Below are 15,789 nucleotides of genomic sequence, written 5' to 3' on the forward strand. Positions count from 1 at the left end.
ATATAAGGACAGACCAAAGATGCTGATGGTGATTTCACCAGCCAAAACACTGGATTTTGATACCCCACCAGTTACTCAACAACACAGCCAGCCACGCTTTCTGGATGACTCAGCGAAGCTGATCAAACAGCTACGCAAATTGAGCAGTGCCGATATTGCCAGCCTGATGAAACTCAGCGATAAACTGGCTGGCCTCAATGTGGCCCGCTATGAGTCCTGGCAGACGCCTTTCGATCTGGATAATGCCAAGCAAGCGGTGCTGGCATTCAAGGGGGATGTCTACACCGGACTTGAGGCCGAGACGCTGACCAAAGCCGGTTTTGACTATGCTCAGCAGCATCTGCGTATTCTGTCCGGGCTCTATGGCGTTCTGAAACCACTGGATCTGATCCAGCCTTACCGACTGGAAATGGGCACCAAACTGGACAATCCGGCAGGCAAGGATTTGTATGCTTTCTGGGGCAGCAAGCTGCGTGAATCACTGGAGCAGGAACTGGAGGATGAGGTGTTGATCAACCTGGCCTCCAATGAGTATTTCAAAGCGATTGAAGCGAAAAAAATCAAAGCACGCATTATTACCCCGGTATTCAAGGACTGGAAGAATGGCCAGTACAAAATGATTAGCTTTTATGCCAAAAAGGCCAGAGGCCTGATGAGTCGCTACATCATTGATAAGAAACTCAAAGATGCCGAGAAAATCAAACAGTTTGACTACGATGGCTATCGTTTCAACGAGGCTATGTCTGAAGGTGATAACTGGGTTTTCACCCGGGATCAGCAATAAAGAGTATTGAGCTTTATGCGTTCAGGGAAGGACAACATTATTGTATTGACCTGGCTGCTGGGTCTTTGGCTGTTGATGAGTTCAGCGGCTGCTATCTCTGAGCCACGGCTGTCACTGACTGCTGAAGAGCAGCAATGGCTGAACTCGGTGGATGAGATTCGCCTGTGCAGTGATCCGGACTGGATGCCCTATGAAGGCATTAATGAACAGGGCCAGCACACCGGCATTATGTCCGACTTTCATCTATTGTGGTCACAAATGCTGGACAAACCGGTAGTGCTTCAAGTGACTGAAAGCTGGCAGCAGTCACTGCGCTTTATGCAGGATAAAAAGTGTGATGTTCTGTCCAGCGCCCAGGAACTACCCAGCCGCAGGCATTACCTGCGCGTCACCGAGCCTTTTATTGATTATCCCTTCGCGGTGGCGACACAACCGGATCAGCCGTTTATCATTAACCTGTCGCCGCTGATGACGGAGCAGTTTGCCATGGTTCGCGGGTATGCCGCTGTCGATATCATTCGTCAACGCTACCCCGAGATTCAACTTACACTCGTTGATTCGGCGCAACAGGGACTGAAACTGGTGGAAACAGGCAAGCTCTATGGCTTTATTGATACCGTGCCCAGTATCAACTACCAGACTTTGAAGCATGGTATTTCCCACATCACTATCAGTGGCGTGCTGGAAGATCAGTACAAAATGGCAGTGGGCATTCATAAAGATTTGCCGCAGCTTTTGTCGATATACAACAAGGCGATTGACGCCACCCAGGCCGTAGAACAACAGCGGATTCTTAACAACTGGTTGTCACTGAGCTTTGAGTACCAGTTTAATTACACCCTGATGTGGCAGATCCTGGCTGGGGTTATCGCGTTATTGGGGCTGTTCTTCTATCACTACTACACCGTTAACCGGCATAACCGTGAATTACAGCAGGTTAACCGGCAACTGCAGCACATCTCACACAGTGATCATCTCACCGGCCTGCCCAATCGCTATTATCTGCACCAGGCCTTTGAAACCGAGCTCAGTCGTTACCAACGCTATCAGCACGGTTTTTCTCTTTTGATCATCGATATCGACCATTTCAAAACGGTCAACGACCACTTCGGTCACGTGGTGGGTGATGAGATTATCAGGCAAATGGCCGGCCTGTTCAGCGAGCATATCCGCGACAACGATGTGGTCGGTCGCTGGGGTGGGGAAGAGTTTCTGATTTTGTGCCCTGATACAAACTTGCAGGGTGCTCGCACACTGGCCGAGCACCTGCGGGAACGGATTGCTCAGACCCACTTCGGGATTGATAACATGACAGTGACAGCCAGTTTTGGTGTGACTGACTACCGGGATGGAGAAATGATTAAAGACTGTATCCGCCGCGCTGATCAGGCGCTCTATCAGGCGAAACATAATGGACGCAATCAGACCGTAGTGTTCTGAAATAGCAGAATAATGAAACGATTGTTCTTTGCGCTATGGCCTGATACAGACATTCGCAGTGAGATTGATGCACTTAACCAGTCCATCGAGCAGCCGGGCCGCAAACTGGTCCCGGAAAATCTGCACATCACGTTGGTGTTTCTGGGCAATGTCAGCGATGAAATCGCAGAGGCCTTGCAACAACAGGCCGCTTTTATCAGTGCGCGTCCCTTCAGTCTCACTTTTGATGAAATCGATTACTGGCGGCGGCCGAGAGTGTTATGTATGACTTGCCAGCGCCAGCCAAAACCGCTTTACCAATTGGTTAATGCCTTAACCCGAATGGTGGAAGCTTTTCCGGTCAGGCTCGACAAACGCGCTTTCCGTGCTCACATCACCCTGATGCGTAAAGCTAAAAGCCGGCCCCGGTGTGATTTTGAACCCATTGCTATTGATGCTGACAACTTTGTGCTGGTGCAGTCCGTATCAACCGAAAATGGGGTGCGTTATGACGTGCTGGCGCGCTGGCCATTGACAGCAAAGGCCTAGGCCATTTGCTTCAGCGCTGAAGGCTCTGCTTCCCAGGTAGGCGAGACCGTGAACCAATAGGCCTGCTTGACGCCCAGCAGCCGATACAAACCTTCCGGCAGATCTTTGCGGATAGTATCGACATCAGGCTGCACATAGGCATAGCTCATTACACCGTGGATGTAGTGATACATAAGCCTAGCCTGTTGCTGCATATCGCCGCTGCGTTCAAGGTAATCACCGGCATCCAGTGCCTTGATCAGCGCCAGGTTATAGGTAATCGCCATCTGTGACAGATGCTGCAGCGCTTCGATGACTTGTTCATCATCGGTACCGATCTGAGCGCCGGCATTAAAAAACGGGCAGCCCCGCACTCGTTCATCACTGAGTTTGGATTTGAACAGGAACTGGATCAGATTTTCCAGTTGCTCAAGCGGGCTGTTGACGGGAGAAAAGATGGCATCGAGGTCCTGCTTAACCACTTGCCAGTAATAGGCCGTGGCCTCGCAGAAGAGGTTCGCTTTTGATTCAAAGTGATGATAAAACGCCCCCTTGGTGACGCCCGCCTGCTTGCAGATTTCATTCACGCCAACCACGCTGTAGTTGCTTTGCCAGATCAGCGCCAGTGCTGTCTCCAGCAGTTTTTCTCTTGTTTCGTTGACAGACATCTTTTCAGGGTATTGATTAAAACGTGACCAGTATAAATACCATCCGGTTTGTAAGGCAAGAAAAATGTCAGCGTTGTGACAGCTTTAAATATTGACTTGGTATGCCTGCAGACTTATAGACTAGCGTTGAAATCCATTGCAGTTATTGGCTATCTTATTCATATCGGGTTTAGATAATGAGTCACTGTATCAGTGACTTGACGATCATACCGATCGGTATGTATCCTATGGGTCTGCATTTCTGCAGTAACCATTCTCAGGGAAGTTCAGCGCTGCCACCAATGCAGCCGGAGATCATGCATGTCAAAGTCATCGTCCAAACAGAAACAAAGCGGATTTAAATGGATCCTGTTGCTGCTGGTGTGCGCGGTAGCGGCGTTCTTTTATATTAATCAGGCCAGCAGCGAGCAGAGTGAAGATCAGCAGGGCGCTGCCAGTCCGCCGCCGCCCGTCGCTGAGGTGACAGAAGTCAAGCCGCAACAAGTGCGGATTTGGACGCATTTCTCGGGCCGTCTGACTGCCGTGGACAGGGCCGAAATCAAACCCCTGGTGGGCGGTGAGCTGCAAAAAGTCGGTTTTGAAGATGGTCAGCAGGTGGAAAAAGGCGACCTGCTGTTCGTGATTGACCCACGTCCGTACCAGGCTGCCGTCAAGCAGGCCGAAGCGCAATTGGCGTCAGCCCGATCCCGAGCCCGTCTGGCTGAGGATGAACTGGCACGAAGTGAGCGGTTGGTGAAGAAAAAACTGGTTTCCGAGTCTATTTATGACGCCGCTAAAAGCGAATCTCAAATGGCGGCTGCAGCGATTGACGAAGCCAGCAGTGCTTTAGCTAAAGCCAAGTTGAATCTTGATTACTGCTATATCCGTGCGCCATTTAATGGGCAGATCAGCCGTGCTGAACTCACTGTGGGCAATATTATCGAAACCTCGCCCAATGCACCGGTTCTGACCACACTGGTCGCCAATGATCGCCTCTACGCCGAGTTTGATGTTGATGAACAGACTTACATTAAATCCGTGCGTCGCAGTCAGGGGGAGCAGGCCATGCCGGTGACAATGACACTGGCGGCCGATGACAGTGTCACTTACCAGGGCAACATTCATTCTTTCGATAACCAGCTTGATACCTCCAGCGGGACGATCCGTGCCCGTGCCATATTTGATAATACCGATGGGGCTTTGACGCCCGGTATGTATGCCAATGTCAGTTTAGGTGCAGCGGAAGAAAAATCCGTGATGCTGGTACCGGAACGGGCAGTGGGCACCAACCAGGACAAGAAGTTTGTGTTTGTGGTGAACGAGGAAGACATCGCCACTTACCGCGAAATCAAACTGGGCGCCCATCACCAGGGCAGCCGGATCGTGGAGTCTGGCCTAAATGGTGGTGAGCGCGTCATTGTTAATGGCCTGTCTCATATTCGTCCTGATACCCAGGTCACAGCCAAACCCATGGAAACCAGCGAGCAGATCGCCGGAGCAGAATAAAACCCAAGCTGCCTGGCAGCGTGTGAACGAAGGAACGCAATGAACATTTCCAAGTTTTTTGTGGACAGACCGATCTTTGCCGGCGTGTTGTCCATGCTGATTTTTATTGCCGGTCTGATCTCGATGTTCAAACTGCCTATTTCGGAATACCCCGAGGTGGCGCCGCCTTCCGTGGTGGTCAATGCTTCCTTCCCCGGTGCCAACCCCAAGGTCATTGCTGATACCGTCGCCAGGCCGCTGGAAGAACAGCTCAGCGGTGTAGAGAACATGCTGTATATGTTTTCCCAGGCGACGTCCGACGGCCGGATGACACTGACGGTGACCTTCAAGATCGGCACTGACCCTGACCTGGCGCAGCAAATGGTGCAGAACCGGGTCACACAAGCCACTCCGAGACTCCCCGAGATCACTCGCCAAACCGGCGTGACAGTGGTCAAGAGTGCACCCGATCTCACGATGGTGGTGCATTTGATCTCGCCCGATAAAAGCTATGACGAACTGTATCTGCGTAACTATGCATTGATGCACGTTAAAGACGAACTGGCCAAAGTCGAAGGGGTGGGGCAGGTTCGTCTGTTTGGCTCCGGTGACTATGCGATGCGGGTCTGGCTTAATCCGGAGAAGGTCGCCGAACGTGGGCTGACCGCCACCGATGTGGTCGCCGCTATTCGTGAGCAAAATGTGCAGGTTGCGGCCGGGGTGATCGGCGGTGCGCCGATGACCGATCCGGTGGATCTGCAACTGCCGATTAATGCCAAGGGCCGGCTGGAATCACCGGAAGAGTTTGGCAATATCATTATCCGCGCCGGTAGTGAGGGGCAGATCACCCGGCTCAAGGATGTGGCCAGGGTGGAACTGGAGGCTGCCGAGCACAGTTTGAACTCCATGCTCAACAATCAGCCAGCGGTGGCGATTCCTATCTTCCAGTCACCTGGTGCCAACGCCATTCAGATCTCTGACAATGTCCGTGCCATCATGGCTGACCTCAAACAGCGCTTTCCGCAGGGCGTGGATTATGAGGTCGTGTACGACCCCACGGTCTTTGTAAAGGAATCCATCAACGCGGTCATCAAAACCCTGCTGGAAGCGCTGGCGCTGGTGGTCATCGTGGTGGTGGTATTCCTGCAGACTTGGCGTGCTTCACTGATTCCCCTGCTGGCAGTGCCGGTATCGATTATCGGTACTTTTGCGCTGATGCACGTGTTTGGTTTTTCCATCAATACCCTGTCCTTATTCGGACTGGTTTTGTCGATAGGTATCGTGGTCGATGACGCGATCGTGGTGGTGGAAAACGTCGAGCGTAATATCGAGTCCGGTCTGTCACCGCTGGAAGCCAGTTACCAGGCCATGCGTGAGGTCAGTGGGCCGATTATTGCCATCTCGCTGACGTTGGTCGCGGTGTTTGTGCCGATTGCCTTTGTCAGTGGTCTGACCGGCCAGTTCTACCAGCAGTTTGCTTTAACCATTGCCATTTCCACCGTGATCTCGGCAATTAACTCGCTGACCCTGAGTCCGGCCTTATCAGCGCTGCTGCTTCGCAGTCATGATGCCCCCAAGGATCGACTGACCAGGATGATGGACTTTCTATTCGGCTGGTTCTTCCGCTGGTTTAACCGCAGCTTTAAAAACGCCTCGCATGCTTATTCCGGTTCAGTGACCGGGCTGCTTCGGCATAAAACCATTTCGGTGGTGATTTATGCCGTGCTGCTGGGCTTTACCGTCTATGGGCTTAATGCTTTGCCTAAGGGCTTTGTACCGGCGCAGGATAAGCAGTACCTGATCAGCTTTGCTCAACTGCCGGATGGTGCCTCATTGGCCCGTACTGAAGAGGTGATTCGCGAAATGGGCGAGATTGCACTGGCAGAACCCGGCGTAGCGAATGCCGTGCAGTTCCCAGGGCTGTCGGTTAATGGATTCACCAATAGTCCCAGTGCCGGTATCGTGTTTGTGCCACTGGATTCCTTCGAGGATCGTACCGATCCCAATCTCTCTGCCGGGGCGATAGCCGGTCGGTTGCAGGCTAGGTTTGCGCAGATAGAAGAAGCTTTTATCGCCATCTTCCCGCCGCCACCGGTTCGGGGGCTGGGCACTACCGGCGGTTTCAAACTGCAGATCGAAGATCGCGCCGATATGGGCTATGAAAGCCTGGCCCAGGTCGTCGATCAGACCGTGGCTGAGGCCCGTCAGAGTCCGGCTTTGACCAACGTCTATTCCAACTACAAGATCAATGTGCCGCAGCTCTATGCCGATCTGGACCGGACCAAGGCCAAGCAACTGGGGCTTAACGTCAAGGAAATCTTCGACACCATGCAGATTTACCTGGGCTCGCTGTATATCAATGACTTTAACCAGTTTGGCCGCACCTACCAGGTGATTGCCCAGGCCGATTCGCAGTACCGCAACAGCCCGGCTGATGCGCTCAATCTGAAAGTACGTAACAGCCAGGGTGAAATGGTGCCGCTGGGCAGCGTCATTGAAATGCAGGAAAGCTACGGTCCCGAGAGCGCTGCGCACTACAATGGTTATCTGGCTGCTGACTTGAACGGTAATGCTGCACCGGGTTATTCCAGTGGTCAGGCCCAGGATGCGATCAGTGAGATCCTAGAAGACACGCTGCCGCCGGGTATGGCTTTTGAATGGACCGATCTGACCTATCAGCAGGTGCTGAGTGGCAACACGGCAATGTATATCTTCCCGCTTTGTCTGCTTTTAGTGTTCCTGGTGCTGGCGGCGCAGTATGAGAGTCTGATCCTGCCGCTGGTGGTGATTACCATTGTGCCCTTATCAATCCTGGCCGCGGTATTCGGGGTCTGGGTGACCGATGGTGACAGTAATATCTTCACTCAGATAAGTTTCTTTGTGCTGGCCGGGCTGGCCAGTAAGAACGCCATCCTGATTGTTGAGTTTGCCCGTGAGCTGGAAATGAACGGCATGCAGACCGTCAAAGCGGCGATCAAGGCCAGTCGCATGCGTTTACGCCCCATCCTGATGACCTCGTTTGCCTTCATTATGGGCGTAGTGCCGATGGTACTCTCTACCGGTGCCGGGTCTGAAATGCGTAACGATATCGGTGTGACGGTCTTTTCCGGTATGCTGGGGGTGACCTTCTTCGGCTTGTTCTTCACCCCGATTTTCTATGTGCTGCTACGCAAGCTGGAAGGCCGCCGCCGTTATCATGGTCAGATAGCAGGCTAGGCTAGCGTCGGGCAGTGATAGATTGCCCGTCGCTGGTGGTCAGCAGCAGTGCGCCGCGCGGCGTGAAGTCGAGGCGTTTGATATCGCGTAACAAAGTCAGGAACAGCTCTTCCTGCTTCATCAACGCGGGGGCGCAGGCTTTGCGGGTGGTAATGGCGCCGTCAATATCCAGCCCCTCTCTGAACTCATAGGTGGTGGTGTACTGATTGCAGGAGGCCTGACCTGACAAGCGGCCCTTGTCATCAAACTTGAGGGTCACACGTGAGAAGTCGATCATGCCGCGGTTGTTGATGTCTTCGACCACCCACTCTTCACCGGTCAGCAGGGCATCACTGTCACCTCCACAGCCCCTGAGATGTTTATCATCGAAATGGATTTCCACATGCTGGGGGTAGGGCTTGCCCGACATGCTGTCGCGGCACAGGCTGTGTAATACATTGACCTTGAGCAGACGCTCATTGGCCTTGGAGTGCAAAACAAAACCACTGTGGGTCAGGTCAAGCTGTGGATTGGGCATCACCAGCCTCTGCCGGCCATAATTCCAGTTGAGCACTACTTCATTGACCTCTGCCGACAGGGCCCAGCCGGGTTCATTGCCATGAGCACTGAATGGGAAAAGCGCGAGGATGTTCTTACTGACCCGTGTGCATTGCGGCCAATCAAACGAGGCCATGGTCAGCATTGCCCGTTCGCCTTTATGCCAGAACACTACCTGACTATCAGCAGACTGATATTTGGCACCGGAAGCGGCTGATACCTGTTGCAGATGAAAAATGTCATCATCCAGATGAAGCTGCATTTTTTCCTTATCCAGCCGGGTTTTCACTGTTTTACTGCCACAGACAAACAGCCCGGTGTGATTCACCATCTCGCTGTCAAAAGCCTGGATAAGGTTAACATCGCCCAGCTCCAGCTCAGGCATGTCTCGGTTGATACTGTAGAGCTCGTCAGCAGTCCACAATCCACCTTCCGGGGTTTGCAGGAGAATGCGCAATGCATAGGGGGTATCGGCACGAATCTGGTCTCTGAAAACCCGCAACTCAAAGGGCAGGGGACGTTGCTGTTTGTTTAAAACGATGGTTTTTTCAGCAATGATCGCCTTGGTTTCTGGCAGGGCAGCGAGGTTTTCCAAGCGCAGAGTGAGGGTATTGCCATTGCTGGCAGGGAGTTTTGACGCCGCCGTTGCCTGACCACTAATCACTAGAGCGGTCTGCGCTTCTGCTTCAGACTGCGGTGAGTCACAGCCTGTCATCAACGCTAGTGCGAACAGATTCAACCAAACAGCAAACTTTCTCACAGAGGTCATGCCGGCAACCCTTCTTTAATTCATCCTTGTGACTGCTAATTTAGCAGTTATTGCTGTGGCTGTTGTGAATCCAGTTCACTGATTTTTGCCAGGAGCGAGCTGAGTGGCATCGGTTTGGAGAAGAAATACCCCTGAAAGCGATGGCAGTCCATGTCTTGAAGAATGTCGACGTGTTGCTGTGTTTCCACGCCTTCGGCAATGACCTTGAGTTCCAGAATTTCGCCGATTGAGATGATATTCCTGACCATTTTGCGCGCCGTGACATCATGAATCAGAGAGTCGACAAAGCTCTTATCAATTTTGAGTTCGTCAATCGGTAGCTGTCTCAACAGACTGAGCGAGGAGAAGCCGGTACCGAAGTCATCCAGTGAAATGATAGTGCCGCTCTCTCTGAGCTGGTCAATTTTGGGCCGGATCAAATCCAGATCTTCAACAAAAACATTTTCTGTCAGCTCCAGCACATACTGAATGTTGTCAGTCGAAGTCAGGCGACTGAGATCATTGAATTGCTCTACAAAATCCTCCTGCATGAATTGTGTGGCAGAAATGTTAATAGCCAGATCAATGGAGCTGCTCAGTTTGTCATTAATATGTTTCGCGTCAGCAAAAATCAGTGACATCAAGTGTCTGCCCAGACGTGGCATCAGACCTGAAGACTCGGCAACGCGGATAAATTTATCAGGAGGAACAAAACCCAGTGCCGGGTTTTCCCATCTGACCAGCGCTTCAAGGCCTGACAAGCTGCCGTCAGCACTGACCTGTGGTTGATAGAACATCACGAACTGTTCGCTGCCGATAGCTTGTTTCAGCTCCTGTTCAATCGTCAGTTTCTCGTGATAGAGCTGATAGATGGCTTCGTCATAAACTAAAAACTGATTTTTTTGCTTTTTAGCCTCGAACATAGCAATCTGCGCTGCTTTGATGGTTTCGCTCAGGTTAGCTCCCTGGTCAGGGTAGCGGGCAACACCAATACTGGCAGTCAGCAGGATACTGGCTTCATTTCTTGCGTAAGGCCTGGAGAGCTCAGCGAGTAATTCTTCTGCCATTTGCGTCATGCTTTGCGTGCCATTATCGGGTTTGCGAATGACGAACTCGTCACCACTGGTGTGAAAAACACAGTCGGTGTCCGGACAGAAAGTTCTGAGCCGGTGCGCCATTTCAACCAGGACTTCATCACCGAAAGCATTGCCATAAGCGTCATTGGCAGATTTGAAGTTATCCAGATCGACATAAAAAACGGCACAAGCGGCACCATCTTCATTCCAGTTTTTCAGCGAGAGCATTTTCAGCTTGGTGAGATTAGGCAGACTGGTCAGATCATCATGAAAGCTTTTGAATTCGAGCTCATTGAGGCGTTGTTTTTCTGTGTTAAGAAGACGCCGGAATAACCAGTAAATGGTTGCCATGAAGAAGAAAAATGCCAGCAGGTAAACCCAGAAAATATTGAAAAATTCTGAATAGATGGCTGACTTGGGTTTTTGTGAGACCACCCACAGAGAAAATTCAGGCAGATATTTCAAACTCATTATTTGCGCTTCATCGAAGCGATTGTTCAGCTCGAAATCATAAATGCCACTACTATGCATCAGGTCTGCTTTATCAAAGCCTTGTGTGGCTAGCATTTCCAGCGCGTTCTCGTAGACCTTCCGGGAAATGGGCATATCGTAGACATTGGGGCGGCGCAAAAGGTAGTTGGCTGAAACATACTGAGGATAGAGATCGGCTTCTCTGACCAGAAACAGGATATCGTCATCAGCGTTAACACCACTGCCCTCGAGAAAGGAATTAGCACCGGTAATTTTCAGGCCTGCTGTCATCACTGCAACGATTTCGCCACCGTCATCGCGCAGTGATTTACGGATGGGTAATACCCATTCTTCGAGGGCTGGCATGTAATAACTGCGGCCCAGCGTCATTTTGTGGGTATTGAGGGTAAGAGCAAAACTATCCGCTGTTTGAGGGTACGTTCTCAAATTAGGCAGCATGGAGAGGTTTTTCATGTCACTGGTGATCAGAAACTCACCAGTGGTATTGGTCAGTCCAAAGCCAGCCAGTGCCGGATTGTTGTCCATGAGCTGTGCCATGATGGCCCGGCTTTTTTGGGTATCTTTGTAGTTGTCATCATCGAGGAGGTGAATGCCAATCAGATCCAACTGATTTTCCTGGGCATTCAGTGATGATTTAGTTGATGTTGAAACGAGGGTGATGGCATGGCGATGCTTTTCAACTGCATCCTGGTAGATATTTTCCCAAGTGAGCGCGGACACGAAGTAGAGAATCACCGCGCCCGCCAGCAGCAAAACACAAAACGAGGTCCATATGTTTTTTTTGAGGAAGTCAGCCTGGCTTCCCGCCAACTCATAACTTAAAAACATCTGTATTTAGCAGTCCTTTTCAGTTTAGGTTGGCGTAGTGAAAAGTCAGACCAACTAGTTCTACATCGTTATCACACCTTGAATTGATTCACCAGCGTTTGCAGGTCGTTAGCAAGCTGAGCAAGTGACTGGCTGGTTTCAGTCGTTTGTGAGGTGCTGGAAGCATTTTCCTCGGCGATACCGGCAATCTGGTTGATGTTACGATTGATATCTTCAGCCACCGCCGACTGTTCTTCTGCCGCACTGGCAATATGGGTGTTCATATCCCGGATTGTCATGACCCGTTCCGAGATCACAGTCAGAGAATTACCTGCCGATTCGGCCTGGGTCACACTCTCTGATGCCTGGTCTTTACCCGACATCATGCCCTCAACACATTTATTGGCACCGCTTTGCAGACGTTCAATAATGGTTTTGATTTCTTCGGTCGATTGCTGACTTCTTTGGGCGAGAGTACGGACTTCATCCGCTACCACCGCAAAGCCCCGACCAGACTCACCGGCACGCGCCGCTTCAATGGCCGCGTTCAGGGCCAGCAGGTTGGTCTGTTCAGCAATTTCCTGGATCACGGTCAACACGGTGCCGATATTGTCACTCTCCACTTGCAGGTCACGAATGGACTGGGCGTTTTCCTCAACCAGACTGGCCAGTTGTTTAATACCCTGAACACTCATCGATACCACTTGTTTACCCTGCTCAGTCTCTTCGTCCGCTTCACGTGACGCGGTGGCTGCATCAGCCGCACTTCGAGCCACTTCCTGAACGGTAGCGGTCATCTCGTTCATCGCTGTGGCAACTTGTTCACTGCTGCTTTGCTGGCTCATGACCCCTTGGCTGGTCTGGCCGGTGATGACAGACAACTCTTCCGCTGCCGCACTGACAGTTTGTGCCGATGTGATCACTTCATTGATGAGCTTCTGAAAGGATTCAGTCATGGCATTGTAGGCTTTTGCCATGTGACCAATCTCATCGTCTGAATCAACGCTGGCACGAATACTTAAATCGCGCTGTTTGTTGGCCTCTATCATGGTGTCGTAAAGCGAAGACACGGAACGGCTGATACCGCGACCCAGCATCAGAATAAAGCCGACAATCACGATTGAGAGCACCACCGATAACACGATGGCCATAATTTCAATCCTCAAAACCTGTTTGGGAATAATGGCCTGAATATTATTCTGCATATCCGCCAATACGGTCTCTGACTGATGAATGGTCGCCCGCATTTCAGCGCGCTTGCCTTCACTGGAATCAAAGCCCAGCGCCTGCACACCACTCACCAGCGCCATAAAATCTTTTTCGTAGGCTGATAAAGCATTTCGCACAGCACTTTTCTGAGCAGGAGAGATAAAACTACTGTTCAAGCCGTCACGGAAAGCATCGACATTGCCCTGAAAACGGTCGACATATTTCATATCCAGACGCAACATGAAATCTTTTTCGTTCCGACGCAGGGTCAGCATGTCTTTTAATAGCGCGTCAGAAGCTTCCTGCTCCAGGATAGCTTCAACTTCGTGCACGGATTTCCTCAAGGATCCGTAAAGGCCACTCTCAGAATCCAGGCCAATCCGGGTTTGAAGTTCTACCAACTCATTAAATGTCCGCTGGTATTCGTTAATAACATCAATTAACTGCTGGTTCAGCTTTTGTTCTTCGGGCAGATCATTCAGCTGCGTTTCCAGCGCAAGCAGGTGAGCCAGCATACCCTGAACGTTTTCATTAAATTGATCCTGGTACTTGAGATCCAGACGCGCCATAAAATCCTTTTCATTGCGGCGCAGGGTCAGCATATCCACTTCCGCTTGGTAGGTTTGTATGGCGATTTTTTCCAGATTCTCGACTTTTTTGATACCCACACTCTGAACAACGAGCAGGATAAAAAGTGAAATACCCACCAGAATGGCAAGGAGTAAAAGTTTTTTCTTGATGGTTATATTGTTGAGCATGGCACAGACCTTACGCACTGAATTCTCTGTTTATATCGGCTACATTTCAGTAAAGCTTAGGGCTTTTTGTATGACAGAATTGTTACAGTCACCAGAGGAAAGCAGGGTTGAGGGTAAAAATCATTTAAAAGCCGTCTACCAACAGGCTTTAACCATCACTCATATGAGGGTGGATGCCAGGTTTTTACCAGGCCGACTGAGCTTAGAGGGCACTGCAGATTCCCTCGCCCAGAGCAGACAACAGAATTTAGCGAGTCATAACGCCCGACTCAAGCGCCGGCTTAGAGCCACCGAGTGTCGGAGAGTCGGTTATTATGCTGCCAATTGTTAAGGTTTTGCTATCAGATACGAGCCTGCTCCAACCATCAAACTACCCGCCGTAACCTTAAGTGCTCGTTCTGCTCTAGGGTTTCTTACAGATGACACAAGGCCCCTTGCGAAATAGGCATAACCCAGTTTGACACCGCCCACAGCGACTATTGTTATCACCGCAATGTGTACTATATCTAATGCCCCGATAGTGGCCAGATCAACAAAAGCAGGGAACAAACTCGCGTAGAAGAATATAGCTTTTACATCACCGAGGGTGAGGAACAACCCAGAGAAAAAGCTTGATGATAAATTCGATACTGACCGTTCAGAATTCTCCAACTGTAATGAAGCGCTTGATCTCATCAGGCTTACACCAAACCAGATAAGATATCCGCCCGCCAAATATCTCAGGATCAAAAAAAAGTTGCCTAACACTTCCGCCAGTGCGGCCATTCCTAAAACAGCTAGAAACACGAAGACAAGATCACCTAATACAATTCCCGCCGCAGCAGCACTCCCGTTCGCGAATCCGGCAGAGGTGGCGCGAACAACGACCAAAGCCACACTAGTGCTGGGAACTAGTGCCAAAGCTGCCATCGCTGCAAACAGACCTATTATTTCGACGAGACTCATGTTGATTCTTGGGTTTAACGACTAAGCTAAGGGGAGGCTCTAGCCAGAACCAGCGAGTGAATCGAGCGACTTTAGCGCCTTGTTAGGCATTGGTGTTTGGAGTGCTCAAAATGGAAATGGCAGATTCGAGATTTTCAGTGTTAGTTAACTCCCATTCGCGGATAGTAAGAAGTGCTTTTGCTGCTGCTTCAAGATGCGCAATGCTAGCTGGAGTTGTTACTAGGCTAAAGCCATTTCTACCTTTGATATTGCTCTTTACGCGAACCCACTTCCCTGGAAACTCGACAGCCCAAACCGAATGTACAATACGATTTCTAAACTCTTCGGCTGTATTTAAAGCTTTTTTTATTAGCTTTATTTCAACACCATATTCGTGCGTTTTCTTTCTAGGATATAGCTCAGCCATTAGATCAACTTTTTGGCGAAAGCTCATGGCCGATGAAATTATGTGCCTGTCTTCTAGCACTCTAAGTGAGAGTACACTGGTCAATGCCTCGGCAAGCCACAATTCAACTTGCTGGAAATTGACAACAATGTGTCCAATTGCAGCGAAAAGCTGATCCTGTTCTGCTGCGGTCAAGCGCTGTGTTTCAACTTCGTCTGATGTGCTCATAGATGCCTAACAGGATGTTAATGAAGCCATTGGCCTCATAATAATTATTAGCGTGAAAAGATCATAACTTTGAGAGAAGAAAGAGCATGACTCTAATTGATTGAAATTATTTGCTTTTTTCCGGGAAGATTCAGGCGCTTTCATTAATCGTGAATGATTCACGATTAATTTTTCAGAAAAGCCAGTGGCTGGCACTGCTGAATAAGAGTTAGTGGTGGCGTTGGCTTCCATGCTTGATAACCTCGGCTTTTACAGGCCTTTGAATTGGTTGAGCTGACTCAATTTTGGCAATCGATTCAATATTTCATAATGGCTTGTGGTGTGCAAGTGTTTGAGGGGGCTTTGTCGTTTTGCCTCTGTGGGAAGATAGCGACGGGTAGTTTTCATTCTAATCTGGTTTTGGGTGGTTAGTTCTGGGCCTGGATTGCTTCGTCGTGCCTCCTCGCAATGACATTGTGGGGAGTTGCTTTCATGCGGGGTGATAACAGCCTTGTATAACAGGGTTAGTAGAGTGTTTCTTCGCTG

The 15,789-nt window shown here is 50.4% G+C and carries 12 protein-coding genes; 5 read left to right on the plus strand and 7 right to left on the minus strand.

Features of this window, described 5'->3' with window-relative positions:
• Positions 1-19 precede the first annotated feature (19 nt).
• The 3 genes from yaaA to thpR are packed head-to-tail and all read left to right on the plus strand — an operon-like array spanning position 20 to position 2,752.
• Positions 20-784 (plus strand): peroxide stress protein YaaA, encoded by a 765-nt coding sequence (gene yaaA / locus Q0X64_RS02405; RefSeq protein WP_297808567.1) that lies wholly within the window; start codon positions 20-22, stop codon positions 782-784.
• Positions 785-799: 15 nt separating this feature from the next.
• Positions 800-2,224 (plus strand): diguanylate cyclase, encoded by a 1,425-nt coding sequence (locus Q0X64_RS02410; protein WP_297808569.1) that lies wholly within the window; start codon positions 800-802, stop codon positions 2,222-2,224.
• Between the two features lie 12 nt (positions 2,225-2,236).
• Positions 2,237-2,752 carry an RNA 2',3'-cyclic phosphodiesterase gene (thpR, locus tag Q0X64_RS02415; protein WP_297808572.1) on the plus strand — a complete coding sequence of 172 codons (516 nt, stop codon included), beginning with the start codon at positions 2,237-2,239 and terminating at the stop codon, positions 2,750-2,752.
• On the opposite strand, the gene Q0X64_RS02420 is transcribed toward thpR, so the two are convergent.
• Positions 2,749-3,399 carry a TetR/AcrR family transcriptional regulator gene (locus Q0X64_RS02420; protein ID WP_297808574.1) on the minus strand — a complete coding sequence of 217 codons (651 nt, stop codon included), beginning with the start codon at positions 3,397-3,399 and terminating at the stop codon, positions 2,749-2,751. The two genes, thpR and Q0X64_RS02420, sit on opposite strands and share 4 nt — an antisense overlap.
• A gap of 300 nt (positions 3,400-3,699) precedes the next feature.
• On the opposite strand from Q0X64_RS02420, the gene Q0X64_RS02425 reads away from it, so the two are divergent.
• Positions 3,700-4,884 (plus strand): efflux RND transporter periplasmic adaptor subunit, encoded by a 1,185-nt coding sequence (locus tag Q0X64_RS02425; RefSeq protein WP_297808577.1) that lies wholly within the window; start codon positions 3,700-3,702, stop codon positions 4,882-4,884.
• A gap of 39 nt (positions 4,885-4,923) precedes the next feature.
• Complete coding sequence (locus tag Q0X64_RS02430; protein ID WP_297808580.1) at positions 4,924-8,079, plus strand: multidrug efflux RND transporter permease subunit; 3,156 nt, start codon at positions 4,924-4,926, stop codon at positions 8,077-8,079.
• A 1-nt stretch (position 8,080) separates the two neighbouring features.
• On the opposite strand, the gene Q0X64_RS02435 is transcribed toward Q0X64_RS02430, so the two are convergent.
• The 6 genes from Q0X64_RS02435 to Q0X64_RS02460 form a co-directional block, all read right to left on the minus strand.
• The gene (locus tag Q0X64_RS02435) at positions 8,081-9,385 is read right to left on the minus strand and encodes an META domain-containing protein (protein ID WP_297808583.1); all 1,305 of its coding nucleotides are present in this window, start codon (positions 9,383-9,385) and stop codon (positions 8,081-8,083) included.
• 47 nt (positions 9,386-9,432) lie between these two features.
• Positions 9,433-11,760: an EAL domain-containing protein gene (locus tag Q0X64_RS02440; RefSeq protein ID WP_297808586.1), complete on the minus strand. Its 2,328-nt coding sequence runs from the start codon at positions 11,758-11,760 to the stop codon at positions 9,433-9,435.
• Between the two features lie 71 nt (positions 11,761-11,831).
• Positions 11,832-13,706, minus strand: coding sequence for a methyl-accepting chemotaxis protein (locus tag Q0X64_RS02445; protein WP_297808589.1), 1,875 nt, complete (start codon positions 13,704-13,706; stop codon positions 11,832-11,834).
• Positions 13,707-14,033: 327 nt separating this feature from the next.
• Positions 14,034-14,651, minus strand: a complete 618-nt coding sequence (locus Q0X64_RS02450) for a LysE family translocator (protein ID WP_297808592.1) — start codon at positions 14,649-14,651, stop codon at positions 14,034-14,036.
• A gap of 82 nt (positions 14,652-14,733) precedes the next feature.
• On the minus strand, positions 14,734-15,264 hold the full coding sequence (locus Q0X64_RS02455; protein WP_297808595.1) for a hypothetical protein: 531 nt from the start codon (positions 15,262-15,264) through the stop codon (positions 14,734-14,736).
• Positions 15,265-15,270: 6 nt separating this feature from the next.
• Positions 15,271-15,495 carry a hypothetical protein gene (locus tag Q0X64_RS02460; protein ID WP_297808606.1) on the minus strand — a complete coding sequence of 75 codons (225 nt, stop codon included), beginning with the start codon at positions 15,493-15,495 and terminating at the stop codon, positions 15,271-15,273.
• Positions 15,496-15,789 lie beyond the last annotated feature (294 nt).

This window comes from uncultured Methylophaga sp. (assembly GCF_947259025.1).
Classification (GTDB): Bacteria; Pseudomonadota; Gammaproteobacteria; order Nitrosococcales; family Methylophagaceae; genus Methylophaga.